Genomic DNA, 25,848 nt, shown 5'->3' with positions numbered 1-25,848 from the left:
GCCGGTCGTTTTCCGGACGCCTTATACCGGTTCGGGCGCTGGAATGTTCCGGGCGCGGACCGTTGGATGCCCTCTCAGGGCAGGCCGGCCAAGCGCATGCACCCGATGGATTCTACCCGGCCATCCGGGCGTGGAGCACGGCGTGCAAGGCAATGCCGCCGGCTACGCTCACATTGAGCGAACCGATGCTGCCGGCCATGGGAATGCTCGCCAAGGCATCGGCCATGCGCAGCACAGGGTCCGAAATCCCTTCCCCTTCGTCACCGAGCACCACCACAAGCGGGCCGCTGAGGTCGGTGCCGTGCAGGGTAGTGCTGGCTTTCTCGGTGAGGGCAACGATGCGCAGCCCATGCGCGCGAGCGCGATTCAATCCTTCGGTCAAGCGCGATACCCGGCAAACCGGTTTGCGCATCAAGGCGCCGGCGCTGCTTTTCACGGCATCGCTGCCTAAGCGCGCTGTTCCTTGCTTGGGCACCAGCAGGGCATGCGCCCCGAAGCACTCGGCGCTGCGGGCGATCGCGCCGAGGTTGCGCACGTCCGTGACGCCATCAAGTGCAATGATCAATGGCGCTTCACCCCGCTCGTAGGCTTGCGCGATGACCTCGTCGAGGTCCTGCTCATCAACCGGGCTCAACAGCGCGATCACACCTTGATGCTCGGTGCGCGTGAGCCGGTCGAGCTTCTCCACGGGCACGGGTTGCCACGGTATGCCGCGCTCCAAGGCCAGCGCTCGGATCTCCCGGATGCCTTCTCCGCCAGCCTCACGGCGCAGCAACAGCTTCTCTACATTCTTGCCTGCGCGGATCGCCTCGATCACCGCGTGTGCTCCGCAAATCAGCTCCTTGTCGCGCATGCTCCTTGTTCGTCTTGCGTTCAACCTTCAGCCTGGCGAGTCAACCCGGTGTCCCAGCCATCTGGCGGGAGACGCTACAGTTCCGAAACCATGATCCTTCAGCCTCAATTCTGATATACCCTTCCATTCCTCCAGCTCTCCACGTTGCGGTACCAGGCGCCCTTCAAGGTGGCATCACGCTCGAGCCAGAGATCGTTGTCCGTCAATGCGCTTTTGCGCCGCACGAAATTGAAGGAGAGGCTCATGATGTTGTTCTCTTCGCCGTAGGTCCAGGTCTCGCCGCGATCGCTCCGGTAGATGGTGGTGGGGGTGCCGAAGATGATGTGAACCAGTCCTCGATCGGTGCGCCAGCCTTCGGTGAGCGCGCTGAAGTGGCGGTTGGCGTTCTCCGCCCGGCCATAATAGATCCGTAGCGCCTCGCGTGCGCGCTCGCGATCGCCTGACGCATCGATCCAGAAGCGCTCGACCGCCTTGCGCGTATCGGCCTCCTTGCTGATACGCTCGAATTCCTGGAGGCTGGTGATGTAGCGCAAGGGCTTCAGCAGGTCCTCGGCATGGTCCACCCACGGGAAGGCCTTTTCAAGCAGCACCAGCGTATAGCCGGGGCTCAGGCCCGCAGCAAGCGAATCCTTGGCGAAGTGATAGATGCCGGGGCCCAGCGGAGGCAGGTCGCACCGGCCCGTGGAATCCATGACCACCGTGAAGGAGCTGTCCGCCTGCGGATCGCTGCGGTCGCGCGCATCGGTGCTGAATACCGGTGAGGGCATGTGCTGGGGCATGGTGTGGCGGGTGATGCGCAGGGTGGCGCCTGGGAGGGCCTCGTTGCGCACGGCGATGGCACGATATGCTGGTTGATGATCGCTGAAGAGGGGCAGGCCGTTGTTCGGGTCGATCGGGAGGAAGTGCTGCTGGGCCATCTCATCGGCTCCTTCCACACGCAGCATCACGGCGCTCTCGTTGTCACGGTGCAGGTCGCGGGCCACCACCTTCAGGACGAAGTTCCGGCCCGAATTCCGACTAAGGGCGATGCTGCCGATCAGCTCGCGTTCTTCGTTTGCGGCGGTGCTCACATCGGTCACCATGGTGCTGGCGCTATCGAGCAGCTGCCGCGATTCCCAATTCGGGAAACTGCCGTACGTGATGCGTGCGCGAGCCTTGAAGGAACCGCTGATGCCATCGCCCTTATAGAGCAGGTCTGCCGTGTTCAGCTTGAAGTAGATCACGGAACGTTCCCCGTCGATGTGATGCACGCGCGCGTCGAGGCGGATGCTCGCCGGCCCTTTGCCGTAAACGTGCACGAGGTTGTCGCGCTGCATGATGGGCGCCGAGCCGCGGCAGGCAGTGATGGCCAGGGCCACAAGGACGGTCAATCGGCTGATCCCGCTCATGGCTCCTCTCCAATTGATCGCGCGAGCAGCTTCTCGTTCAGGCTCTTGCTCGTCTTCGCGCCGAGCCTCTTCATCAATTCCACTTGCCGCACCAGGTTTCCGCTTCCGGTGCCCAGCTTCTTCATGGCGGATTCGTATGAGTCCTTCGCGCGATTCATCTCGGTGCCCACCTTCAGCAGGTCGTCGGTGAAGCCAACGAATTTCTCGTATAGGGCGCCGGCCCGTTCCGCGATCTCCTGGTGGTGCTGCGCGATGCGCTCGTTCTTCCAGATGCCGTGTACGGTGCGCAGGGTGGCCATCAGGGTGGTGTGCGTCACCATCACCACCTGCCGGTCATAGGCCTCTTGGAACACCTCTGGCCGTTCGCGCAGCGCGAGCAGGAAGGCCGGTTCAATGGGCACGAACATCAGCACAAAGTCAACGCTCTGCACGCCGTATAGCTTGGTGTAGTCCTTCTCGCCCAGGCCTTTCGCATGCGCGCGCAGGCTCTCCACGAAGAGCTTCATCATGCGCTCGCGCTCCGCATCATCGGTAGCTGACGCGAAGCGCTCGTAGTGCAGCAGGCTCACCTTGCTGTCGATGATGATGTGCTTGCCTTCAGGCAGCATCACCACGGCATCGGGCCGCAGGCGCGAGCCATCGGCCAGCGTGGTGCTCTCCTGCATCGAATACTCCTGGCCTTTCACCAGGCCCGATGATTCGAGCAGCTTCTCCAGGAGCATCTCGCCCCAGGCCCCTTGCGCCTGTGAGTCGCCTTTCAAGGCACGGGTGAGGTCGTTGGCATCCTGGCTAAGCCTCTGGTTCTGCTCAACCAGCCGGGCCACCTCGCCCTTCAAGGCAAAGCGCTGCCGCCCTTCCTCGTCGTAGGCCTTCTGCACCTTGTCCTCAAAGTCCTTGATGCGCTCCTGCAGGGGCTTGAGGATCCCGGTGAGGCGCTCCTGCTGCTGCTCATTCAGCTCCTTGCCGCGCTGGGCCAGCAGACGGTTGGCGATGTTCTCGAATTCGGTGGTCATCCGCTGCTGCATTTGCTCGATCTCGGCTTTCTGGTCATCGAGGCGCTGCAGTGCGTGCTTCAGCTTCTCTTTCTCAGCAGCCAACTCGTTCGCGACGCGCCCGGCTTCGGCGGTCCGCTCTTCTGTCCGGCGCACCTGCTCGTTGAGCTGCGTACGAAGGCCATCGACCTCATCGCGATGCGCGGTCCGGAGCTGATCCATCACTTCCAAGCCCGCCTTTCCTGTGCGCCAGGCGTGAAAGGCGTAACCCACGATGAAGCCGAGCAGCAGTCCGATGGCAAGTCCAGGGAGCACGGCCCCGAAGGTAGGTGCGGCCCGTGCCTCAGTTGTCGAGGATCACGACCAGTGCGCCCACCGGGACTTGATCGAACACGGCGATCACGTCGGCATTCCGCATGCGCACGCATCCGCGTGAGCTGGGCGTGCCGACGCTGCGCTCATTGGCCGTGCCGTGTATGTATATGTACCGCGCATAGCTATCGATGCCTTCGCCCATATTGATGCCGGGCTCCATGCCTTCGAGCCATAGGATCCGTGAGGTGATCCAGTCCTTGTCCACGCCGCTGAAGTCGGGGTCGGCGAGTTGGCCGGTGAATTCCCGGTCTTTCAGGATCCCGAGCGGCGGGACATGCGCTCCGTGCTTCTCTGCCACGCGGTGCAGGCCGGTGGGCGTGCGGAAGCTGTCCTGCGCGCCACCAAGGCCATTGCTGCTGGTCGCAACCGGGAAATCCGCGAGCAGTTGGCTGCCACGCACATGGAAGAGCCGTTGCCGCCGCGCGGAGATGTAGAGCAGGTCGCCGGCAAGGTTCGCATCGGGATAGCGCAATGCCATGTACTCCACGAGCATGTCCGCGATGCCTTGCTTGGGGTGCGCCATCGGCACGGACGATTGGGCCGGCAGTGAAGGTGACAGCAGGAGCAAGGCGGACAGGAGCAGTGCGCGCACGGTGCGAAGTTCAGTCCGTGACGGAGACGATTCACCGTTCCTCCTCTTCGCGCATCAGCTTCTCGATGTCAGCGAGGAGCCGATCGGTCTCGGCGGTGCTGGTGCCGTCATAGAATCCGCGCAAGCGCCACTGCGGGTCCACGAGCACCAGGTTCTCGGTATGCACGAAATCCTGCAGGCCGCCATCTCCCTCGTCGAGGCACGCGAAGTAGCTACGGCGCGCGAGTCGGTAGATCTGCGCCCGGTCTCCGGTGAGGAATCGCCATTGGGCATGGTCGGCGCCATGGAGCGCGGCGTAGGCTGCTAGCACGGGCACGCTGTCCGCCTCGGGCGTCACCGAGTGGGAGAGGATCATGAGCCGCGCATCGCCAGGATAGGCTTGCTGCACGCGCGCGAGGTTCGTGGTCATCTTCGGGCAGATGGTCGGGCAGGTGGTGAAGAAGAAGTCCGCGATGATGATGCGCCCTTCCGCAGTGGCGAGGGTGACCGTGTCTCCGCGTTGATCGATCAGCATGAAGTCGCTGATGCGGTGCTCGCCCTCGGCTTGGCGCACATCGGCATCTACCAGCCGTGGGTTGATCTGCTTCGGGTGGAGGACCGGGAGACGGTCGGAAGGCCGGACGATGAAGTAGCCCGTGATGATGAGCCCTGCGGCGATGGCCGAGAAGGCTGCGATGCGGAGCAGCAGCGGGTTCACGCGCTCAAAGGTCGCGCAGGTTCACCGTATAAGTGAAGGAGCCGATCCATCGGTGGGTTGGCCAAGCCCTGTCGCGTTCGCGGTCATGCACCAGCGCAGCGCTGATCGCATGGCCTTTGGCCAGCTTGTATTCCGTGCTGAATTGCCATCGGGTACCGAAGTACGACCAGCCTCTGTAACCGGCCCAGGTGAAGAGCTCGACGCTCAGCTCCGGATCGAACTTCCACTTCGGGATGTTGTAGCCGAGCTGGAAGCGGTTGCGGAACACTTCACGCTGGCCGCCCCACTCGATGAAGCTGTGCTGGTAAACGAAGCGGTACTCGGCTGTTGCCCGGCCCATCTCCTTCTGCATCTCGGCCTGCACGATGCTGCGGTTGCGCAAGCCGGTCGTTCCGGTGCGCCCGGCGAAACGGTGCTCCACGGCCAGTGCCAGCCACTTCTTCGGCTTGAAGCGCAGGTTCACATCGAGGTAGATCTGCCGGCCCGCGAAGAACACATCGGCGCTGCGGTAGCCGAGCTCACCGCGCACGCGGAATCGATCATAGCGCCTGCCCAATAGGCCATGCAGCGATTCCGGCAAGCGCGAGGTCGCGGCTGCGGATACCCAGAGCTCCTGGCGCTGCGCTGGGCGCAAGGGATCCTGGGCCTCTGCTGCGAATGCGAGCAGGAGCGCCGCTGCGAGCACGACCGGGCGTGCGCGGTGCCGCCTCATCCTTTGATCAGTAGTTGCGGATGGTGATGGTGCCCACGTTCACCACCTGCTTGCGCCCGTTGATGCTCACATCGAGGTACACGCCCTCCTCACCGCTTGGGCAGCTCTGGCACTCGCTGATCGCATACAACCGGTAATCACCCTTGCGCAGCCAGGCGAAGCGGAACTCACCGTTTGGCCCCGTCCGCGTATCATCATCGGCGTACTCGCCATCGCCATAGATGATGGCGACACGCGCATCGGCAACCGGATAGGGCTGCCCTTGCGGAGAGGAGCCATTGTAGCGCTGCTCGTACAGAAGGCCCCGTATCTCAGCCCGGCCGCCTTCGCCCGGATCCTTGCTGCAGGCGCTAAGGACTGCCAGGCCCGCGAGCAGTGCAGGCCAATTGAACTTGTTCATCAACTGCGGTTTAAGGAGCGGTAAATGTAGAAGTGGAGCCTGCACGGCAGACATGGGAAGTGCAGGAGCAGCGCCCAGCCATGGGGCCGCCGATTGGTGAAGCTGCAACGCCCTCCGCAGCAGGATATGATGATGGTCATGACTGTGCGCCCGGATCGTGGAAAACAAATCCCACTGGTTTGTTCCATCACGCCGCAGTCAGATACTTTGCCCCGCGAACGTGAGAGAAGACACGCATTGAAATGACCTTCACCGCACAGATTGACGATATCGCCACTGCGCTTCGGAGCACACGCTCGCGCCTGCTGGCACCGGTTGACCGTTCCCAGAACCAACTCCCACGCGACCCTGAGATCTTCGTCGAGGACACGCTCTATTACGTGATGGACCAATGGGGCGAGGACCTCAGGACCAAGGGTCATGTGCTCGAGGAGGACACGCAATGGGTTGATGCGCACAGCCATTACCCGCGCTATGTGCTCCGCATGGCCGGTGGTTACGCGGTGCAGCTGCACTTCACCGGTGAATACCCGCGCTCGCTGTTCCTGAACATCAGCAAGGGCTTCCGCAACGGACAGCAGTTCAGCGATGCCCGTCATGTGCAGATCGAGCTCCCGATCACCACCGATCCGAATGCCCTGTTGGCCAGCCTGCTCGAAGGCCTGAAAGACGTGAACGTGTGATCCCTTTCCGGAATCAGTCGTCCCACACCTTGATGCCGCCGTTTTTCTCGGCATTCGCTTTCGCACTGTGCAGCAAAGCGCCCAGCCCGCGGCTGGGCGGAGGGGCCGGCGATCGCGCAAGCACGCGATCATTGAGCAGGTAGAACGCAGGCAGGCTCACGATCCGCCATTCGTCGCGGAACTCCTGTTCAGCCTCGGCGTGGAGCCAAACGAACCGAGAGCCCTGCCGCTGATCCGCATAGCGCCGCGCTTCCCCGGGTTCGCGATCAACCAGGATCACGATCGCCCGAACGGCATCCCCATACTCTTGATGCAATTGCTCCAGCGCCTGCAGCTCCTGGTCGCAGTAGGTGCACCATGAGGCCGTGACCATCACGCAAACGGGTCCCTTCAACAAGCTGTCCAGCGCCACGGCTTGGCCGCGCAAATCATTGAGACGAGCTGCCGGGAGCGCCTCGCCCGTGCGCATGGCCGTCAGGTCCCAGTAGGCATTCGCGGCGATCACGCGGTGCTCCGGATAGCGCGATGCGGCTGCCAGCCGGTGGAGGATCGCCAACGCCGACGCCTTCTCCACCGCAGCGGAGTTGAACTGCTGGTGCAACAGGTCGATCATCACCAGTTCGCACAACCGGTCATCCTGAAGGAATTCATTCTTCGCGAGCACCGCCTTCAAGCTATCAGGTTCGGCGAGTGCGTACGCGCGCATGAGGGCCGGGCCGTGCAGGCGATGCGCCTGCGCGAGGTGCTCGCTGAAGAAGCTGCGGATGAAGCGGGCTTGCTCGGGGTCATCGTAATGCACCGGCTTGCCCTGCAGGTGCGACTTGAAGAGCTCTGATTCATTCACCCGCGGCCCGTGCCGGAGTCCTGCGAAGCTGTAGGTGAGGTAATGGTTGAACCAGTCATCGGGCACCTCCCGGTAGAAATGCCGGACACGCATCTCGAAACTGTCTATCCGGGCCTTGCTGAAGGTGGGCATCACGAACAGGGTGGGGGGGCGCCGCGAGGAATCCGGCGCGCTGCCATCCACCTTGACCACGGGAAGCGCCTGCATGCCTGCGGCTTCATCGGTGGCCAGGTCCTCGGCGATGAATCCGTCGATGCGTGCATTCAGATCGCTCGTGAGCGCATTCACATCAAGCGGGTCGAGGTCATGAAAGGTGAGTTCCGTACGCGTGGTGCCGCTGATGGTACGCGCCGCTCGGGTGTCCGGCTGGTGGAAGGTGAGCGAATAGCGAGCACCGGGCCGGGCATAGAGGTCGCCATGCGCATCACCGATCCGGATGCGCAGCCGTTGCGTGCCGATAACCGAAGCGGCCAGTTCGGCCCGTCCTTCATCGTTCACGAGCGCGGCACCGATCCGGACCGTGCGCATGGTGAACAGGTCATCGTATCGGTACAGCTGCGCCACTTCTCCGGCATGGCCGGGAGCGTGAACGCTCAAGGTGAGGTCCTGAGCGCTGATTCGAACGGCACAGAGGGCGAGGCACAGGACAGCGATCCGGCTCATGGCAGTTTCGGCATGATGCCCGAAGGAACAAACGCGGAAACATCGGCCCTATTGGCCAGCAATTCGCGCACGATGGTGCTGCTGATGTGCGCGTGTTCCGGTGCTGCAGGCAGGAACAGGGTCTCCACGCCGGCGAGCTGCCGATTCACCAAGGCGATGCTGCGCTCGTAGCCGTGATCGGTGCTGTTGCGCAGGCCGCGCACGATGAAGGCCGCGCCCACACGCTGGCAGAGATCGACCGTAAGTCCGCTGAAGGAAACCACTTCCACCAGCGCCTCCCCAGCGAAGGCTTGTCGCACCCACGCCAGCCGCTGCTTCTCGCTGAAGAGCGTCTGCTTCGAGGCGTTCACGCCGACTCCAACCACGACCTTGCTGAACAAGGGCAGCGCGCGCCGCACGATGCTCACGTGCCCGATGGTGATCGGGTCGAAGGTGCCGGGGAAGACAGCGATGGGGGCGGTCATGCGGAAGCTGGTTGTGCCGATTGATGGTTCCTGAAGAAGCTGAACTGCACCAGTCCGTAGCTGCGCTGCGATCGGAAGCCCGGCACATGCGCCAGGCTCACGCGCTCAGAATGCTCCACGATCAGCAGCCCATCGGGCCCGAGCAGGCCATGCTCGAGCACCAAGGTAGGCAGCCGTTCGATGCCTTCCAGTGCGAAAGGCGGATCAGCGAACACGATGTCGAAGGGACCGGATGCGGACCGCAGGTACGTGAACACATCGGCGCGCACCCGATGCCAGCGCGATTCGCCGAGCTCAGCGGCCAAGCGCCCCATGAAATCGTGCAACCGGCGATCGCTCTCCACGCTCACCAGATCATCGGCGCCTTGCGACAGGAACTCAAGCGACATATTGCCGGTGCCGGCGAAGAGGTCGAGCACGCGGATACCCGCCAGCGGAACCTGGTTGCGCAGCACATTGAAGAGGCCTTCCTTGGCGAAGTCCGTGGTGGGCCGTGCCTCGATGCCGGCAGGTGGGTGGATCCGGCGGTTTCGGTATTTGCCGCCTATGACGCGCATGCGAATTGCTCCAGCAGCGCGAACCATCGTTGCGGCATGCGGCCCGGTTCGTCCGCGTGCCCGTTCCAAGCACGCAGCGAAGCACCCGATTGGGGGAAGTAGCGCTGCAGCAGGTCAATCTCATGCGGCGTGAGGTGCGTGCCACCGAAAAGGAGCCGCAGCTCGCCAGGTCGAAGGGACGCGCCATCGGCTGACAGCAGCGCATAGTAAAGGGCATCCTGCGAGCTGCGGGCGGGGTAAGTGTTCGAGAGCAGCAGTCGGCCATGGTCGGCAATGGCGCAATCGAGCCTGTCCTGCCCCCGATGGACCAATAGCACCGGGCCATCGGCTGAGCGCGACATGGCGCCGCGCGCCAGGAGCGATTGCATGGGCAGGGGCCGCGCATTCGGAAAGCGGTCAAGGACCTTGCGCTCCAATTCATCGTCATGCAGGTACACGCATACCGCGCCAAGGGTATCCACGGTTTCCGTGCGCATGGCCCCGGTGGGCAGCCCGCCATGCACCAACCGCAGGTGCTGGGCCTCTGCACCCGGGGCCAGTGCCGCTTCGGGCACCATGGCGCTCCATTCGGGCAGCGTCACGAAAGTGGCCGAGGCCGGTTGTGCGGGCAGCGCATCGCTATCGAGCGCATCGTGCCCTTCGGACCAGTGCAGCGCCATCGGCTCTCCGGAGGCAATGTCATGCGCGCACCACGCGCATTGCGTTTCGTTGATCAGCGTGCTCAGATGCCACGCCCGTTCTTGGGCGGGCTCATAGCGCGGCGCGCTCCAGCCACCGCTCTTCATGGCCTCACTCGCGCCAGTTGCCGTTGTCGGTGGGCTTTTCCATGCTGCCGAACTGAAGCGTGTCGCCAGCGACCAAGGGGCTGGGGTCCTTGCACAGGACCACCGGGGCATTGCGGCCGCTCACGGCGAGCATTCCGGCCTTGAGGATGAACGGCTTCCGCGAGGTCGGCGAGTAGATGAAGCTGTCCGGGTTGAAGGGATGCACCCGGCCTTCCAAGGCCTTGGCGGTCCGGAACGTGCTGTCCAGCACGCTCACCTGGATCGTGTCGCGCACGATCAGCTTCAGTTCCAATGCCTTCAGTTCGGTGAGGGAATCAGGCACCTGACCGATGGCCTTGATCACCGGGAACGTACCGTTCTTCACGAAATCGCGCAGCACCTCCAGATTGCCGGTATAAGCACCGTTCGCGAGCTTGTACTTGCGCTGGGCCTCACGGATATCGCTGAGCGCTTGGATGATCTTGCTGTCATAGGCGCGCTTCGCCTCGCGAGCCTCGATCTCGCCCGCCACTGAGCGATAGTTGCGGAACGCGAGGAAGAGCGCAGCGGCGGCACAAACCAGCCCGACCGCCATGCCGGCCTTCCGGGAAAGTATGCCCAATTGCAGCAACAGCGCCATTGCCCCAGTGAGCAAGGCGAGGAAGGCGCCGAGCTTCACCCACACGTTCTGCTCATCCATCACAGCCAGCACGAACACGATGCCGCCAAGGATGATCAAAAGGGCCGGGAACACGTATCCGCCAATGCTCTTCATGGTTGTATGGGGTCTGCGAGGCGGCCAAAAGTAGGATAATTTCACCCCGTGCTCCGGCGCGTTGCTTGGCCGTGCAGCGCCGTTTCCCGTGAGCCCGTTCCATGCTAATTCCGAAGAGGCGTGACCCTCGCCGATCGCATGAGGCATGCCTTGGTGCATGCGCCCACGGCTGGTCAGGAGCGAGCGATTGAAGCGCTATCCAGGCTCGATGCTACTGGACGGCAACGCGTTGCGCTGATCCTGAAAGGGTATGCGGGCACCGGCAAGACCACCCTGCTCGGGGCCTTGGTCGAGGCCATGCGCCAGGAAGGAAGGCCAGTGGTGCTCCTCGCGCCGACAGGCCGCGCCGCAAAGGTGCTCGCAGCGCATGCGCGGCAAGAGGCGAGCACCATTCATCGGAGGATATACCGCGTGGGCGGCGATGATGAGGGTTACACCCTGGGCTTGGCGCCGAACAAGGATGGCGGCGCGCTCTTCATCGTGGACGAAGCGAGCATGATCGGCGGATCATCGGCGGAAGAGGGCTTCGGCGCGCGCGACTTGCTGGGAGATCTGCTCGAGCACGTGTACATGGCGCCTGGCTGCAAGCTGGTGCTGGTGGGCGATCCGGCCCAATTGCCACCGGTGGGCAGCGCTCTGAGCCCGGCGTTGAGCGCGAAGGAGCTGAGGTCGTACGGCTTGTTGGCAGGCTCGGTTGAGCTCACCGAAGTGGTGCGTCAAGCCAAGGCGTCGGGCATCCTCAGCAACGCCACCGCCCTGCGTTCGCTGCTCGCCGCTGCATCGCCGCCAACGGAACAGGCTGGCGCTCGGCCAATGGCACCGCTGCCGCGCTTCGTTCCGCAGAGCGATGTGATCCGGACCGATGGGCACGACCTCCAGGAAGCACTGGAGGATGCGTATGCCCGCGATGGCGACGATGAAGTGTGCGTGGTTTGCCGCAGCAACAAGCGCGCGTACCTGTACAACCAGCAAGTCCGTTTGCGGATCCATGGCTACGAAGAGGAGCTGAGCCCCGGCGATCGGCTCATGGTGGTGAAGAACAACTACCTCTGGGCCGGGCTGAATGGCAAACCGGAGCTCATCGCCAACGGGGAGCCGGTCACCTTGAAGCGAATGCACCGCAGTGAGGAGCGCTATGGATTGCGCTTCGCCGACCTCACGGTTTCCTGGTGGAGCGGCAACGAAGAGCGCGAGCTCGAGGTGAAGGTGTTCCTCGATACCCTGGCGGCTGAGACGCCGGCCCTTCCTCCGGCGCGGATGAAGCAGCTGGGCCAGTCCATCAGGGACGGGTTGGAGGGCATGCCCAGGCGCGAGTTGGTGAAACGGCTGCGCGAGGACCCCTTCCTGAATGCGCTGCAGGTGAAGTATGCCTATGCGGTCACCTGCCACAAGGCGCAGGGCGGTCAATGGCGAACGGTGTTCGTGGATCAAGGCTACCTGACCGAGGATATGGTGGATCAGGAGTACCTGCGCTGGCTCTACACTGCCGTTACGCGCGCCACGCGCAAGCTTCACCTGCTCAATTTCCATCCCCGCTTTTGGGGCGATCAGGACTGACCGGCGCGGTACCCGGCCAGCTTCACCGTGAAGGGTGATGATGCAGCCACACTCACCAGATGGGTATCGCCGATCATGAACGTCTTCACGTAGTAAGCGTTCGCGGAAAGGCTGGAGAACGCCGGATGCGTGATGCGCATGGGATTGGCGCCATCGAGCACGCGCATCTCCTTCAGGTCGTCCATGATGCCCACGCCGCTGGCCTTCAGCACCGCTTCTTTGCGTGTCCACAATTCAAGGAAGCGCCGCTTGCGTGCCTCGCCGGGAATGCCATTGAGCTCATCGACCTCCGCAGGGGTGAAATGATGGCCGGCTACCGCCTTATGATCCACGCGGCGGTGAAGGGTCTCCAGGTCGACGCCGATCTCCAGGCCCTGGGCGGTGCCCACGAGCACGGCATCCTTGGTATCGCTGAAGTTGAAGTGCATCGGCGCGCCTTCGATGTAGGGTTTCCCATGCGGGCCCCTGACGAAACGGATGCTTGCGGGGTCAGCGGGCAGTGCCCCGGCAAGCACATCGCGCAGCAAGCCATGGCCGAGCACGAATCGCTCGCGGTCCTCAGCGAATCGGAATCGTGCGGCGCGCGCACGCTCATCTTCATCGAGCACGCTCAGCAAGCGGGCGCCTTCGCCTTTGCACGCAGTCAAGGTGGCGAACAGGAGTTGCACTTCACCGCCGGCATCCAGCCGGGGCAAGTCGCCTGCCAGCGCCGTACGCTCTGTCGGTGAGCAATGCAGCTCAATCTCACGCGAGAACATGCCGCGAAGGAACGGCTTGCGTCAACAGCCCGCCTCGGCGATCGCTGCGTTGATGGCTGTAGCGAGCGCGTTGATGCCAGCAGGCCTCACCATGGTGAAATGGTCGCCCTCGACCATCCGAGCACTGAACGGACCGGCTGCGTGCGCTTGCCAGCCCATATCAGGCGGCCCCCAGCCGTCGGCTGCGTGGAGAACGGTCATGCGGCCGTTGTATGCGACCGGCTGATAGGCCAAAGTGGCCTTGTCATAGGTGTCGATGATGTGGTAGTGGTTGAATGCGCCTTGCAGAGGCAGGCCCCTCCTCAATCGGCGTTCCACCACGGGGGCGATGAGCGAGTGCTTGATCGCGCTGAAGACGCTTCGCCCTTGGCGCATGGCCTCTGCATGCAGGGATGGCGCATAAGAATCGACCAGGATCAGTAGCGGCGGCTGCATGCCGGCCTGGTCCAGCCGGATGGCCATCTCATACGCCAGCACGCCCCCGAAGGAGTAGCCGCAGAGGATCACCGGACCTCCGGGAACAGCCGCCCGCAGTTCGTGCAGGTACCGCTCGGCGATGGCCTCAACCGTTGTGAGCTGGATCCGTAGGCCATTGTCGCCCTGATGCTTCAGCGCAAGCACCGCGCGATCCGGCTCTACATGCTTGGGCATCTCGCGGCCTGCGAGGTCGCAAAGCACGCACACCAATGGGGTGAGGCGCCCCTCGCTGCGGAGCTTGATCAGGAATCGCTCAGGCATGGGTGAAGTGTCCTTGCGGGGTGGGTGAGCCAGGGTATGCCGAGGTGCTTGATCCGGTTGAGTGAAGTGCGATGATCGGCGACCAAGCGATCAATGGTGATGCTTCAAAGCACCGAGGCGCGTTGCGTGTTGGCCATGGTGCGCGCCAAGTCCTCCAAGGCGAGCGCGAGCGCCCTCACATTCGGCTCTTTGATGATGTTGTAGTGGCCTCCGAGCAGCACTTTGACCTCTAGGCCGCCTTGTGCCAGGGTCTCCCATCCCATCTCCTTCGGCCCCCACGAGTCCTGAGCCTTCAGCACTGTGAGTGCGCCTTTCCAGGGCTTCGGATCGTACGCAAGCACCGCGCTGTCGTAGGTGTCGATGATGTGGAAGTTCCGGAAGCGCGTGGGCACGGCGGCTCCATTGCGCAACGCACGACGAACGATCCAGCGGTAGATCGCATTCTTCAGCGGCGTGTAGAAGCGCTTGTCGGTGGCAATCGCTTCAGCGTGCAAGGCAGGGGAGTAGGTGTCGATCAAGGCGAGCATGGGCACCTCTTCGCCGGCTGCGGCGAGCTGCTGCGCCATCTCGTAGGCCACGATGCCCCCGAAGGAGAAACCTGTGAGCAGGTATGGCCCTTTTGGCTTCGCCTGCTTCATCTCGCGGATGAAGTGTGAAGCGATCGTCTCAACGGTGGTGTATTCGATGCGCTTGCCATCCTCGCCTTGGTGGAAGAAGGCGTAAAAGGGCCTCGTGTTGCCGATATGCTTGGGTATGAAGTGGCTCGCTTCGTCGCCATGCACGCAGAAGAGCGGAAGGCCTTCGCCGTCGGGCTGTATGAGCGAGAGGTTCTTCCACTCGTGCGCGTCGCCTTCACCCTTCAGCAGCTCTGCGAATTGCGCGATGGTCGGTGCTTCGAAGAGCGACTTCAACGGCAGCGTTTTGCTGAACTGCTGCTCCACTTGTCCGAGCAGCTGGATGCCGATGAGCGAGTGCCCGCCGAGGTCGAAGAAGTCATCATGGATGCCGATGTCCGATGCATTGAGGACCCTGCCCCAGAGGGCGGCGAGCGCGCGCTCGATGGTGTTGCGCGGTGCCACATGCTCGGCCTTCAGCGCGCTGGTTTGCGCGGAAGGCGCGGGGAGAGCGCGCCGGTCGATCTTGCCGTTCGCGGTGAGCGGCAGTTCATTCAGCACCATGAAGCCCGTGGGCACCATGTAGCTGGGCAGCTTCGCACGCAAGTGCTCGCGCACGATGTTGAGCAGATCGTCCTGATTGCCGTGGTGTGCTTCTGATGGGATCACGTAGCAGGCGAGCTGCTTCTCCCCAGGCCCAACCTGACGTGCGACGACCACCTTGTCCTTCACGCCGGGCAGGTCGTTCAGCGCGTTCTCGATCTCGCCCAGCTCGATGCGGAAGCCTCGGATCTTCACCTGCCCATCGGCACGGCCGATGAAGGCGATGCTGCCATCGGCCTGCCACTTCACGATGTCTCCTGTGCGGTAGAGCTTGGCGCCGCTCTTCCCGCTGAAGGGGTCGTCGATGAACTTCTCGGCTGTGAGGTCGTCGCGCTTCCAATAACCCAAGGCCACGCCGTCGCCGCCGGTGTAGAGCTCGCCTTTGCGGCCCACGGGTACCGGGTTGCGCTGTTCATCGAGCACATGGACGGTTGTGTTGTTGAGAGGGAAGCCGATGGGGACGCTGTCAGTGATGCTCGCTTTGCTGTTGATGGGGAAGCAGCAGGTGAACGTGGTGTTCTCCGTGGGACCGTAGCCGTTGATGAGCACATTGGGGCCGAGGGCCAGAAATGCCTTCTTCACGTGCGGCGCGCTCAGCACATCGCCGCCGGTGAGGATGTGCTTCAGGCCTCGCAGGCGGTCGAGTTGCTCATCCACCAGCATGTTGAAGAGGCCAACGGTGAACCATACGCTGGTGACCTTGTGCTTCTGGATGGTGTCGCAGACCTCCGGCAGCGTGGGCTTCTGCTGCGCCTGCAGCACGAGCCTGCCGCCATTCAGCAGGGCGCCCCAGATCTCCAGGGTGCTCGCATCGAAGCTGATGTTCGAGAGCTGCAGCCAGCAGAGGTCCGGTCCGAAGGCCACGAAGTTCTGTTCGCGAACGAGACGCACGATAGCGCGATGCGGCACCACCACGCCCTTCGGCATTCCCGTGCTGCCGCTGGTGTACATGATGTACGCGGGCGCATCGGGCGAGACCTTCGGAACCGTTGCGTCGCCGCCGGCATTCACCTCATCGAGGAGAATGTTCTTAGCGCCATGCTTCGGCAAGGCGTTGGCCAGATGGCGTTGCGTCAGCATCACCTTCACATCGGTGTCGCTGAACATCAAGGCGAGGCGATCGGCTGGGTAAGCGGGGTCGAATGGCACGAAGCAGCCGCCGGTGCGGAGCGTGGCGAGCATGGCCACCACCATGTCGAAGCTGCGGTCCATGCACAGGCCGACGGGCTCGCCGGTCTTCACGCCCATGCCGATGAGCGCGGCGCTCACTGCATGCACGCGCTGCTGCAGCTCGCGGTAGCTCATCTTTTGGTCGAGCAATTCCACTGCGGTGCGGTCCGCGTGCTTCGCGGCCACCTCATCGAAGAGGCTGCCGATATCCACCTTCGGGTAAGAGGTGGCGCGGCCGTGCCACTCGGGCTTCGGCGACTGCTGCTCACCAGCAAGGGCCGCATCACTGACCAGGTCGGCGATGGTGGCATTGGGTGAATCGCTTACGCGTTTGATCAATGCGATGAGCTGGTCCATCCACCCGCGCACCGTGGCCTCATCGAAGAGGTCGGTGTTATAGCTCCACTCGAGCGTGAGGTGCCTCTCGTTGCCGGTGGCATTGAGGAAGAGCTCGAAGTTCTCGAAGGCGCGCGGGTTGCTGATGAAGCGGTGCTGAAGCCCATCGAAGCCAACGCCATCGTCCATGTTCATGTCGATGTTGAACACGACCGGACAGAGCGGGATGCGGCCGGGTTCGCGCGGTACGTTCAGCTTGCGCAGCAATGTGCCGAAGGTGTACTTCTGATTGTCGAATGCGTCGAGCACACCGGTGCGACGGGCCTTCAGGTGCTCGATGAAGGGCTGCTCCTCGTCGATACGGCTGCGCAGCGCGAGCAGGTTCACGCAATGGCCCACCAGGTGCTTCATGCCCAGGTCGCTCTGGCCAGCGGCTGGCAAGCCCACCACGATGTCGCTGTCGCCGGTGAGCTTGTGCAGCAGCACCTCGAAGGTGGTCAACAGCGTGGTGACGAAGCTGGCGCCGCTGCGCGTGGCCACTTCTTTATGGCCGCGCACCAGGTCCTGCGGGAGCAGGAGGTCGAGGCGATTGCCCTTGTAGGTCTTCTGCTTCGGGCGCGGACGGTCGGTGGGAAGGTCGAGGCGCGGGATGGGCCCTTTGTAGAGATCGAGCCAATAGCGCTCCACGGCAGCGTGCTCGGGACTCTTCGCGAAGTCGATGGTGGCGATACTATACTCACTGAAGGGGTTCGCCTCAGGGAGTTTTGGTGCGCTGCCATTCTTCGCGGCATTGTACAACGCGCTGATCTCGGCCATCATGATGCCGAGGCTCCATCCGTCGCACACCACGTGGTGGCCGCACAGCCGAAGAAGATGCGCGTCGCTCGCGACCTTGATTAACTGCGCGCGGAAGAGCGGGCCGTTGCGCAGGTCGAAGGGCGTGGTCATTTCCTTCTGCGCGATGGCATCAAGCTGCTTGCCGCGCTCTCTTTCGTTCTGCGATGTCAGGTCCGTGAATGGCAGCTCGAACCGCACTTCATCGGTCACGAGCATGCGTGTGCCGCTGGCATTGAGCGTTGCGCGCAGTGATTCGTGGCGCTTCACCAATTCGTGCATCGCGCGCTCCAGGGCGGGTCGGTCGAGCGTTCCCTTCAGTTCCAGCGTGACGCTCTCATTGTAGGCACAGCTGGCGTCCACGCCCATCTCGGAGGCGGTGAGCACTTCGCGCTGCGCCTCGGTGGTGGGGATGGTGCGTTCGATCGCCGGCCCAGTGAAGGGGTCGAAATCAATAGCGACGAATCGGGGTTCTTGGATGAACTTCTCCATAATGCTCGCTCAGTTCTCTTCCGTTTCCACCATCAAGTACTTCCCTTGCCGCTTCGGATCCGGAAGGAACCACGCCGGCTCGCCCTTCGGCGTACGGCCCAGGCGTGCGCCTGCCACAGGTGGTTCCATCGCGCTGATCACGCGCTCACTCAAGTGGCGCACATGCCCGCCCAGCACGCTATTCACCGTGGGGATGGGATACGTGCGCTCCGGCATGAAGCCGCTTTCGAGCAGCTCCCTGCAGGTCTTCTCCACCGCGTTGATGATGAACTCGATGTCGGCCGCGGTGTGCGCCGTGGTGATGAAGTGCGGGAAATCCAGCACGTGCACCCCATGGTAGCGCATCAGCATGAAGAAGAGCTCGGTGTAGTTGACGCTCTCGTCGTACTTGGTCTTGAAGGCGCTGCCGAAATTCACCCAGCGGTAGGGGAGCTGGTACTGATCGAACAGGCCGTTCACACGCGCCACCATGTCCTCGGTCATGGTGTTCAGACGCTCCTGTAACGCGGGCCCTTCATTCTTCATGTACAACAGCGAGGCCTTCATCGCGGCCATGGTCAGCGGATGGCGAACGAAGGTGCCAGCGAAGTAGGTCACGCCTGCGGGAGGCACGCTATCATCGCCGTACTGCCAATGGCCGCCGTCGAGGGCGTCCATCCATTCGCTCTTGCCGATCATGGCGCCCACGGGCATGCCACCGCCGATCACTTTGCCGTAAGTGCCGATGTCGGCCTGGATGCCGAACAGCCCTTGCGTTCCGTTCTGGTGCGTGCGGAAACCGGTGATCACCTCGTCGAAGATCAGCGCGGTGCCGTTCTCCTGCGTGATGCGGCGCACCTCGCGGAGGAAGTCCACCGGACGGAATTCCATGCGGCGGCTCTGCACCGGTTCCACGAGCACGGCCGCTGCTTCGTGGCAACGCTGCTTGATGATCTCCAGGCTCTCGGGCGTGCCGTAGTCGAGCACGAGCATATTCTCGACGGCTTGCGGCATGATGCCAGGCGCGCCAGGGTAGCTCTTCTTGCTCTTGCTGCCGCGGATGATGACCTCGTCGTTGATGCCGTGGTAGCTGCCGCTGAAGGAGATGATCAGGCTGCGGCCTGTCACCGTGCGGGCCATGCGCATGGCGCCGAGCACCGCTTCGGAGCCGGTGTTGCATACCGCCGCGCGATCGGCACCGGTCAGTTCGCACAAGAGCTTTGATACTTCCGCCGCGAGCGGATGCATGGGGCCGATCTCGATGCCCTGCTCCAGCTGCTCGTGGCAGGCCTTCTTGATGAAGTCGGGCATGTAGCCGAACATCGATGAACCGAACCCGCTGAGGATGTCCACGTACTCGTTGCCGTCGATGTCCCAGAGGTGGCAACCGCTGCTCTTGTCCACCACCACCTGGTAGATGAGCTCCTTGGTCTGCGGCTTGAAACCGGTGACTACGCGCGGGTCGGCCATCGGCCTGCGGTTCTCTTGGGTGAAGGCCTTGCTCTTCGAGGTCTTCGCCACGTAGCGCTTCACGAAGGCATCGAACCACGCGCGTTGCTGTGGCGTCATGTCGTCCACCTTCTCCTTGATGATGCGCGCTTGTGCACCGAAGACCTTTTTCAGCTCTGGCGCATCTTCCAAGGCATTCACAGCAGGAGCGGCCGACGAGGCTGTGGCGTTGCTTGTTGCTCCTGCACCTGCTCCAGCATTCGACCAATGCGGCAGGATATGGTCCGCCAGCTTGTCCAGGTTCGGGACTTCCTCGTTCAATTGACGGAACGAGATCTTCACGCCGAACTTCTTGCTCAACGATGTCGCCACCTGCGTCAGGAAGAGCGAATCGAGGCCCATTTCCAGGAAGGTCTCCTCATTGCTGGCCTCCGTCAGTTCCAGGCCGGAGCTCTCTTCCAGCAAGTGCTTGATCTGTGCGATCAGCGATTCCTTGGGGGAAAGGTTCGCGTCGCCACTGTTCGGAACAGGAGCCTCGATCGTTGTGCTGGCAATGGTACGGCCACCATCGGCCACCATGGCCACGGGATCCACCCAGTGACGGATGCGCTCGAAGGCGTAGGTCGGCATCGAGATGCGGCACCGGTCCTCGCGCTCGTAGAACTTGCTCCAGTCGATGAGCACGCCGCTCTGCCAGAGGCCACCCACGGCCTTCAGCAGTTGCGTGAGTTCGTTGCCGTTGCCGGCGGAATCGCCCAGGGAGGGTACGGCTGCTTGCTTCTTATTGTCGGTGCTCTGCTGGCGCGCAAGCGTGGTGGCCGTCGTGCGCGGGCCGACCTCGAGCATCACACGGTCCGCATCACTCCACGCGAACTTCACGGCCTGTGCGAAACGCACCGTGGCACGCAGGTGACCGCTCCAATACTTCGATGAAGTGGCCTCGTCGTCCTTCAGCCATTCGGCGGTGACGGTGCTGACGATCGGGATGCGCGGCGCGCTCAGCTTCACGCTTTCCACCACCTTCTTGTAAGGCTCCATGATGGCATCCATCATGGGGCTGTGGAAGGCGTGGCTGGTCACGAGCAGTTTGCAGGTGATGCCATCATGTTCCAGTTCGGCCTGCAGTTTCGTGATCGCTTCACGCGGACCGCTGGCCACGCACAATTGCGGACCGTTGTTCGCGGCGATGCTGCATCCTTCCGGTAGGCGCTTCACCACATCCTCTTCCGCCGTGCGGATGCTGAGCATGCTGCCACCAGGCAGTTCCTGCATCATGCGGCCGCGGTTGGCCACCAGCTTCACGGCATCCTCCAGCGAGAACACGCCGGCCAGGCAGGCCGCTGCGAACTCACCGATGCTGTGGCCCATCATCGCATCCGGCGTGATGCCCCAGTGCATCCACAGCTTCGCGAGGCTGTAGTGCATGGTGAAGAGCGAGGCCTGTGTGTAGATGGTCTGCTTCAGTTGTTCGGCAGCCTTCTCCTCTTCACCGGCCTTCGGGAAGATGATGGCCTTGAGGCCTGCCCCGGGCTCCGACCCGGGGTCCGTGCCGAACTCCTTCGTGAAGAGATCGCAGCACTGGTCGAAGTGCTGCTTGAAGACGGGCTCGCTCTCGCAGAGGTCGCGGCCCATGTTCACGTACTGCGAACCCTGGCCGGGGAACATGAACACCACGCCGGGCGCGGCCTCGTGCAGCTCGCGCGTACCGATCAGGTTGGTGTCCTTGTTGGCGATGGCATGGATCACTTCTCCATGGCTGCCACCGACAACGAGGCGACGGTGCTTGAAATGTCGGCGGCCCACTTGGAGCGTGTAAGCTGCGTCAGCCAGAAAAGCTTTGGGATGCGTTTCTAGCCATGTTCGGAGGTTGTCCGTCATGGCATCCAGACTGGTCTTGCTCTTCGCGCTGAGCAGGAACAGCTGCCTGCTGCGCGAAGCGCTGGAGGCCACGGCCACCGGCGGCTCAGCGAGGATCACATGCGCGTTGGTTCCGCCCACGCCGAAGCTGCTGACGCCAGCGATGCGCGGCTTGCCCGGCACGCGCGGCCATGCTTCACTTTCCGTCAATACCCTGAACGGTGAATTCTTGAAATCGATCGCGGGGTTCGGTGTCTCGAAGCCCACGTTCGCCGGGATCACCTCCTGCTGAAGGGCGAGCGCGGTCTTGATCACACCGGCAGCACCGGCGGCCGGTGTCAGGTGACCGATGTTGCTCTTGATCGAACCGATCACGCAGTGGTGACCGTTGGTCTTGCCACCGAACGCGAGCGTCAACGCCTCGACCTCGATCGGATCACCGAGCGGGGTGGCCGTGCCATGCGTTTCCACGTAGGTGATCTCGCCGGGTGTCACACCGGCATCGGCCTGCGCCATCGCGATCACTTCGGCCTGTCCGCGCACACTGGGTGCGGTGAAGCTGGCCTTGTCGCTGCCGTCGTTGTTCAATGCAGCGCCCTTGATCACCGCATAGATGTGGTCCTTGTCGCGCACCGCGTCATCGAGGCGTTTCAGCACGATGATGCCGCAACCGTCGCTGAACGAGGTGCCCTTGCCGTTCGCATCGAAGGTACGCGTACTGCCGTCCGGGCTGTACATGCCGCCCTCGTTGTACACGATGCCGCTGTTGATCGGTGCGGTTATGGCGATGCCACCGGCCAGCGCCATGTCGCACTCGCCATCGCGCAGCGCCTTGAAGGCCTGGGCGATCGCGACGAGCGAGGTGCTGCACGCGGTGTGGATGCTGAGCGCCGGACCGCGCAGGTCGAACTCGAACGCGAGGCGCGTGGCGATGTAGTCCTTCTCGTTGGCCGTCATTACCGCGAAGTCGCCGACCTGCTCGATGAGCTCGGGGTGGCCGATGACGTTGCGGGTGAAGTAGGTGTTGTTGCCCATGCCGGCGTACACGCCGATGAGCCCCGCGAACTGCGCGGGATCGTAGGCGGCATCCTCCAGCGCGGCCCAGGCGGTCTCCAGGAACACGCGTTGCTGCGGGTCCATCAGCGCGGCCACCTTCGGGTTCACACCGAAGAAAGCGTGGTCGAACTTGTCGGCATCGGCGATTACGCCGCGCGCCTTCACATAGTCCGGGTCGTTGCGCAGCTCGGCGGGGATGCTCGGGTCGAGCTCGTCCACCGTCCAGGTGCTGATGCTGTTCTTCTTCGCGAGCAGATTTGCCCACAATTCCTCTACGTTGGCTGCGCCAGGGAATTTGCCGGACATGCCGATAATGGCCACGTCCCGCTTTTCGGGCGAGACATGTCTCGCCCCTACGCGGGCTTTGGCCATCTCGGCGGGTGAAGCAGCGCTTGCATCACCCTCAAGGAAGGCAGCACATGCGCGGACCGTCGGGTGCTGGTAGAGCTTCACGATCGGCAGTTTCAGGCCGTGGCCTTCGAGCTGCGCCACACATTGGATGCTCAGCAGCGAGTTGCCGCCGAGGTCGAAGAAGTTGTCGTCGATGCCCACGCGGTCGATGCCGAGCAGGTCGGCCCATACGTTCGCCAGCGTCTTCTGCACAGCGCTCGTCGGGGCGGCGAAGGCCACGTCGAGGTCGGGGCGCTTCACATCCGGTGCGGGCAGCGCCTTGCGGTCGATCTTGCCGCTGGGGGTGCGGGGCAGTTCCTTCACGGCCACGAAGGCGGAAGGCTGCATGTAGTCGGGCAGGAGGGAGGCGAGGTGCTTGCGCAGCTCGTTCGTGCTCAGTTCGCTCTTCGCGACATAGTAGCCGATCAGGCGCTTGAGCCCCGGACGGTCCTCGCGGACGGTGGCCACGGCCTGTTCCACGGCGGCGTGCTTCTCCATGGCCAATTCCACTTCGCCGAGCTCGATCCGGTAGCCGCGGACCTTCACCTGGCCGTCGATGCGGCCCTTGTAGTCGATCTCGCCGTTGGGCAGTTCCGCAGCGCGGTCGCCGGTTTTGTAGAGGCGGCCACCAGGATTGAACGGATCCGCTAGGAACCGCTCGGCCGTGAGGTCATCGCGACCGATGTAGCCCTTGGCCACACACGCGCCGCCGAGATAGAGTTCACCTTCTTCGCCCTTCTTCACCGGCTTCATCTGCTCATCGAGCACGTACAGCTTCACGTGGTCGATGGCCTTTCCGATGTTGGGCAGTACGGGCCAGGTGGAAGGATCGCCTTTCAATTCCAGCTCGCTCACCACGTGGCCTTCGGTTGGGCCATACTGGTTGCAGAAGCGGCAGCTGGGCAGCTGCTTGAACAGGCTGGCGATGGCCGGGGTGATCTTCAGTTGCTCCCCGCTGGTGAAGACCTCCTTCAGCGAGGAAGGCACTTCGCCAGTGCGCTCTACGGCCTCGGCCAGGTACTGCAGTGCTACGAAGGGCACGATGATGCGGTTGATCTTCTGCGCGATGACCTTGCGCAGGAGCTGGGTGCTGTTCAGGCGGTCCTCGTCGGTGATCAACACCAAGGTGCCGCCTTGTGCGAACGTGGTGAAGATCTCCTGGAAGCTCACATCGAAGCTGATGGGCGCGAATTGCAACGTGCGATCACCTTCTTTGCAAACGCTGGCGCGCAGTTGCCATTGGATCAGGTTGGTGAGCGGTGCATGGTGCATGGCCACGCCCTTGGGCCGGCCGGTGCTTCCGCTGGTGAAGAGCACGTAGAGCAGGTCCTCGGGCTTGGCCGGGCAGGGGCCCCCGAGCACAGGACCATTCTCCAGGTCGATGTCCTCGATCAAGAGCAACTTGGTACTCGTGCCTTTGAAGAGATGCTGGTGCACTTTGCTGGTGATCACCACCGGCGGCTTGGCGTCCTCCAGCATGCCCGCGATGCGCTCAGCAGGGTAAGTAGGGTCGATGGGCACGTAGGCGGCGCCGGCCTGCACAATGCCAAGGACGGAGACGATGAGCTCGGGGGAGCGGTCGAGGCAGAGGCCGATGGTGCTGTGTGTGCCTCCACCGGCAGCGACCATTGCCGCTATCCGGCTGCTGCTCGACATCAGCCTTGCGTAGGTGATCCGCTGATCTCCGTGCTCCAGGGCGATGGCCTCGTCGCGATCGAGATCAAAGAGGCTGAAGAGATTGTGATGTTGGCTGGCCATTAGCAGTGTTGCTGGGAATGCGTCGGCGCGCCTGCTTCCGGTTCACGGAGGAGCCTGCGCGCCGCTTCTGAGTCTTCATGTGGGCAAGGGCCTTGGAACGCAATGCTCCGCAGGGGGGTTGCCTTGGGTCCAAGGTGCTGGCGAAGGTACCCGCCGATCGAGGGCGGCTGGATAGCGCGCCGCATGCCATTCCTCAACCGCAAAGCGTTCATCGATCGGATGCGCAAGTGACCGTTCTTCAATCAGTGCGCATCGAATTGGGTGGCCATACAGTTGCCCAGGGGTCTATTTTGCGGCCCTTTTTCGCGGGATGCGCCGAATCCTCCTGATCACGACCCTCATGCTGCTCTCTTGGAGCGGCCTCGCGCAGACCGTGAGCCACGACCGGTCGGTGCGTGCTTGGGCCACGGTACAGGCTTCGCCGGCGCGGATCACGCTCGATTGGCTGGGACATTCCAATGTCACGGGATACACGGTTTTTCGCAAGCTGAAGGGCGGCACCAGCTGGGGTTCGGCCATTGCAACGCTTGGCGGCTCGGCCTTGCAGTACATCGACAACAACGTGGCGGTGAACACCAGCTACGAGTACAAGATCACGCGCACCACGGCGAATCTCGGCAACGGCTACGGTTACGTGAACGCAGGCATCGAGTTGGCCATGGTGGAGGCGCGGGGCAGGCTGGTGCTGCTGGTTGACAACACCTTCACCACTTCATTGGCGGCACCGATTGCGCAGTTGGTCCTGGATCTTGAGGGCGATGGCTGGACCGTGATCCGCCACGATGTAAGCCGGACCGCACCGGTGACCTCGATCAAGGCGTTGGTCACGACGGCTTACAATTCCGATCCCGCCAACACGAAAGCGGTTTTCTGCCTCGGACATGTTCCCATTCCCATGAGCGGCAATCTCGCGCCCGATGGCCATGGAGAGCATTACGGGGCCTGGGTGGCCGATGTGTATTACGGCGAGATGAACGGAAGCTGGACGGACAACACGGTGAACAGCACCACAGCCGGATGGCCGCGAAACCACAATGTCCCCGGTGACGGGAAGTTCGACCAGAGCATCATTCCAACTGCGGTGGAGCTCGCTGTGGGCCGCGTCGATTTCTACGACCTGCCGGCCTTCGCCCAGAACGAGACCCAGCTCACGGCCAACTACCTGAACAAGCTTCATCAGTGGAAAGTGAAGCAGATCACTGCGCTGGAGCGCGCCGTGGTCGATGATCACTTCACGGGCTATGGAGATGCCTTCGCGCAAAATGGCTGGCGCGGCTTCGCCCCGCTCGTTCACCCGAACAATGTGACCGCCGGCGACTACATCCCTGCGCTTACAGGTGGCAGCTACCTCTGGAGCTACGGCTGCGGGCCGGGATGGTGGACGCACAGCACCGGCGTGGGCACAACGGCGCAGTTCGCCAGCTCCAGCGCGCAGGGCGTCTTCAGCATCCTCTTCGGGAGCTACTTCGGCGATTGGGACTACACCAATGACTTCATG

The 25,848-nt window shown here is 63.0% G+C and carries 18 protein-coding genes; 2 read left to right on the top strand and 16 right to left on the bottom strand.

Features of this window, described 5'->3' with window-relative positions:
* Positions 1 to 112 precede the first annotated feature (112 nt).
* The 7 genes from rlmB to IPM12_00875 all read right to left on the bottom strand — a co-directional run bounded on the left by rlmB (position 113) and on the right by IPM12_00875 (position 6,009).
* Complete coding sequence (rlmB, locus tag IPM12_00905; protein MBK9146357.1) at positions 113 to 853, bottom strand: 23S rRNA (guanosine(2251)-2'-O)-methyltransferase RlmB; 741 nt, start codon at positions 851 to 853, stop codon at positions 113 to 115.
* Between the two features lie 104 nt (positions 854 to 957).
* Positions 958 to 2,241: a GWxTD domain-containing protein gene (locus IPM12_00900; GenBank protein MBK9146356.1), complete on the bottom strand. Its 1,284-nt coding sequence runs from the start codon at positions 2,239 to 2,241 to the stop codon at positions 958 to 960.
* Positions 2,238 to 3,548 (bottom strand): DNA recombination protein RmuC, encoded by a 1,311-nt coding sequence (gene rmuC, locus IPM12_00895; protein MBK9146355.1) that lies wholly within the window; start codon positions 3,546 to 3,548, stop codon positions 2,238 to 2,240. Before rmuC ends, IPM12_00900 begins: the two co-directional genes overlap by 4 nt.
* Positions 3,549 to 3,576: 28 nt before the next feature.
* Positions 3,577 to 4,200: a L,D-transpeptidase gene (locus IPM12_00890; protein ID MBK9146354.1), complete on the bottom strand. Its 624-nt coding sequence runs from the start codon at positions 4,198 to 4,200 to the stop codon at positions 3,577 to 3,579.
* A 31-nt stretch (positions 4,201 to 4,231) separates the two neighbouring features.
* Positions 4,232 to 4,897, bottom strand: a complete 666-nt coding sequence (locus IPM12_00885) for an SCO family protein (protein ID MBK9146353.1) — start codon at positions 4,895 to 4,897, stop codon at positions 4,232 to 4,234.
* Between the two features lie 4 nt (positions 4,898 to 4,901).
* The gene (locus IPM12_00880; protein MBK9146352.1) at positions 4,902 to 5,609 is read right to left on the bottom strand and encodes a DUF2490 domain-containing protein; all 708 of its coding nucleotides are present in this window, start codon (positions 5,607 to 5,609) and stop codon (positions 4,902 to 4,904) included.
* A gap of 7 nt (positions 5,610 to 5,616) precedes the next feature.
* Positions 5,617 to 6,009 carry a hypothetical protein gene (locus IPM12_00875; protein ID MBK9146351.1) on the bottom strand — a complete coding sequence of 131 codons (393 nt, stop codon included), beginning with the start codon at positions 6,007 to 6,009 and terminating at the stop codon, positions 5,617 to 5,619.
* A gap of 242 nt (positions 6,010 to 6,251) precedes the next feature.
* Between IPM12_00875 and IPM12_00870 the strand changes: the two genes are divergently transcribed.
* Positions 6,252 to 6,692: a hypothetical protein gene (locus tag IPM12_00870; protein MBK9146350.1), complete on the top strand. Its 441-nt coding sequence runs from the start codon at positions 6,252 to 6,254 to the stop codon at positions 6,690 to 6,692.
* A 13-nt stretch (positions 6,693 to 6,705) separates the two neighbouring features.
* On the opposite strand, the gene IPM12_00865 is transcribed toward IPM12_00870, so the two are convergent.
* From IPM12_00865 to IPM12_00845, 5 genes are read right to left on the bottom strand one after another with little or no spacing between them, the layout of a single operon-like run.
* Positions 6,706 to 8,199, bottom strand: a complete 1,494-nt coding sequence (locus IPM12_00865) for a TlpA family protein disulfide reductase (protein MBK9146349.1) — start codon at positions 8,197 to 8,199, stop codon at positions 6,706 to 6,708.
* Positions 8,196 to 8,663 (bottom strand): pantetheine-phosphate adenylyltransferase, encoded by a 468-nt coding sequence (gene coaD, locus IPM12_00860; protein MBK9146348.1) that lies wholly within the window; start codon positions 8,661 to 8,663, stop codon positions 8,196 to 8,198. Before coaD ends, IPM12_00865 begins: the two co-directional genes overlap by 4 nt.
* Positions 8,660 to 9,220, bottom strand: a complete 561-nt coding sequence (locus tag IPM12_00855) for an RsmD family RNA methyltransferase (protein ID MBK9146347.1) — start codon at positions 9,218 to 9,220, stop codon at positions 8,660 to 8,662. The genes coaD and IPM12_00855 overlap by 4 nt, the downstream gene beginning before the upstream one ends.
* Complete coding sequence (locus IPM12_00850) at positions 9,208 to 10,005, bottom strand: DUF3822 family protein (protein ID MBK9146346.1); 798 nt, start codon at positions 10,003 to 10,005, stop codon at positions 9,208 to 9,210. Before IPM12_00850 ends, IPM12_00855 begins: the two co-directional genes overlap by 13 nt.
* 4 nt (positions 10,006 to 10,009) lie before the next feature.
* Positions 10,010 to 10,759: a hypothetical protein gene (locus IPM12_00845; protein MBK9146345.1), complete on the bottom strand. Its 750-nt coding sequence runs from the start codon at positions 10,757 to 10,759 to the stop codon at positions 10,010 to 10,012.
* 138 nt (positions 10,760 to 10,897) lie between these two features.
* Between IPM12_00845 and IPM12_00840 the strand changes: the two genes are divergently transcribed.
* On the top strand, positions 10,898 to 12,316 hold the full coding sequence (locus IPM12_00840; GenBank protein ID MBK9146344.1) for an AAA family ATPase: 1,419 nt from the start codon (positions 10,898 to 10,900) through the stop codon (positions 12,314 to 12,316).
* Here IPM12_00840 and IPM12_00835 read toward each other — a convergent pair.
* The 4 genes from IPM12_00835 to IPM12_00820 form a co-directional block, all read right to left on the bottom strand.
* Positions 12,307 to 13,074 carry a 4'-phosphopantetheinyl transferase superfamily protein gene (locus tag IPM12_00835; protein MBK9146343.1) on the bottom strand — a complete coding sequence of 256 codons (768 nt, stop codon included), beginning with the start codon at positions 13,072 to 13,074 and terminating at the stop codon, positions 12,307 to 12,309. The two genes, IPM12_00840 and IPM12_00835, sit on opposite strands and share 10 nt — an antisense overlap.
* Positions 13,075 to 13,095: 21 nt before the next feature.
* A complete protein-coding gene (locus IPM12_00830) occupies positions 13,096 to 13,812 on the bottom strand; it encodes an alpha/beta fold hydrolase (protein MBK9146342.1) in 717 nt (238 codons plus the stop codon).
* 104 nt (positions 13,813 to 13,916) lie between these two features.
* On the bottom strand, positions 13,917 to 17,861 hold the full coding sequence (locus tag IPM12_00825; GenBank protein ID MBK9146341.1) for an amino acid adenylation domain-containing protein: 3,945 nt from the start codon (positions 17,859 to 17,861) through the stop codon (positions 13,917 to 13,919).
* A 9-nt stretch (positions 17,862 to 17,870) separates the two neighbouring features.
* Entirely contained in the window at positions 17,871 to 24,350 is a 6,480-nt protein-coding gene (locus tag IPM12_00820) for an amino acid adenylation domain-containing protein (protein ID MBK9146340.1), read from the bottom strand.
* Between the last annotated feature and the right edge of the window lie 1,498 nt (positions 24,351 to 25,848).

This window comes from Flavobacteriales bacterium (assembly GCA_016716605.1).
Classification (GTDB): domain Bacteria; phylum Bacteroidota; class Bacteroidia; order Flavobacteriales_F; family PHOS-HE28; genus PHOS-HE28.
This window is presented reverse-complemented; position numbering and strand designations above follow the sequence as displayed.

Coding starts and splice junctions, on each gene's coding strand:
- rlmB (MBK9146357.1), bottom strand. CDS start 853: ATGCGCGACAAGGAGCTGATTTGCGGAGCACACGCGGTGATCGAGGCG.
- IPM12_00900 (MBK9146356.1), bottom strand. CDS start 2,241: ATGAGCGGGATCAGCCGATTGACCGTCCTTGTGGCCCTGGCCATCACT.
- IPM12_00880 (MBK9146352.1), bottom strand. CDS start 5,609: ATGAGGCGGCACCGCGCACGCCCGGTCGTGCTCGCAGCGGCGCTCCTG.
- IPM12_00875 (MBK9146351.1), bottom strand. CDS start 6,009: ATGAACAAGTTCAATTGGCCTGCACTGCTCGCGGGCCTGGCAGTCCTT.
- IPM12_00870 (MBK9146350.1), top strand. CDS start 6,252: ATGACCTTCACCGCACAGATTGACGATATCGCCACTGCGCTTCGGAGC.
- IPM12_00865 (MBK9146349.1), bottom strand. CDS start 8,199: ATGAGCCGGATCGCTGTCCTGTGCCTCGCCCTCTGTGCCGTTCGAATC.
- coaD (MBK9146348.1), bottom strand. CDS start 8,663: ATGACCGCCCCCATCGCTGTCTTCCCCGGCACCTTCGACCCGATCACC.
- IPM12_00855 (MBK9146347.1), bottom strand. CDS start 9,220: ATGCGCGTCATAGGCGGCAAATACCGAAACCGCCGGATCCACCCACCT.
- IPM12_00850 (MBK9146346.1), bottom strand. CDS start 10,005: ATGAAGAGCGGTGGCTGGAGCGCGCCGCGCTATGAGCCCGCCCAAGAA.
- IPM12_00845 (MBK9146345.1), bottom strand. CDS start 10,759: ATGAAGAGCATTGGCGGATACGTGTTCCCGGCCCTTTTGATCATCCTT.
- IPM12_00840 (MBK9146344.1), top strand. CDS start 10,898: ATGAGGCATGCCTTGGTGCATGCGCCCACGGCTGGTCAGGAGCGAGCG.
- IPM12_00835 (MBK9146343.1), bottom strand. CDS start 13,074: ATGTTCTCGCGTGAGATTGAGCTGCATTGCTCACCGACAGAGCGTACG.
- IPM12_00830 (MBK9146342.1), bottom strand. CDS start 13,812: ATGCCTGAGCGATTCCTGATCAAGCTCCGCAGCGAGGGGCGCCTCACC.
- IPM12_00825 (MBK9146341.1), bottom strand. CDS start 17,861: ATGGAGAAGTTCATCCAAGAACCCCGATTCGTCGCTATTGATTTCGAC.
- IPM12_00820 (MBK9146340.1), bottom strand. CDS start 24,350: ATGGCCAGCCAACATCACAATCTCTTCAGCCTCTTTGATCTCGATCGC.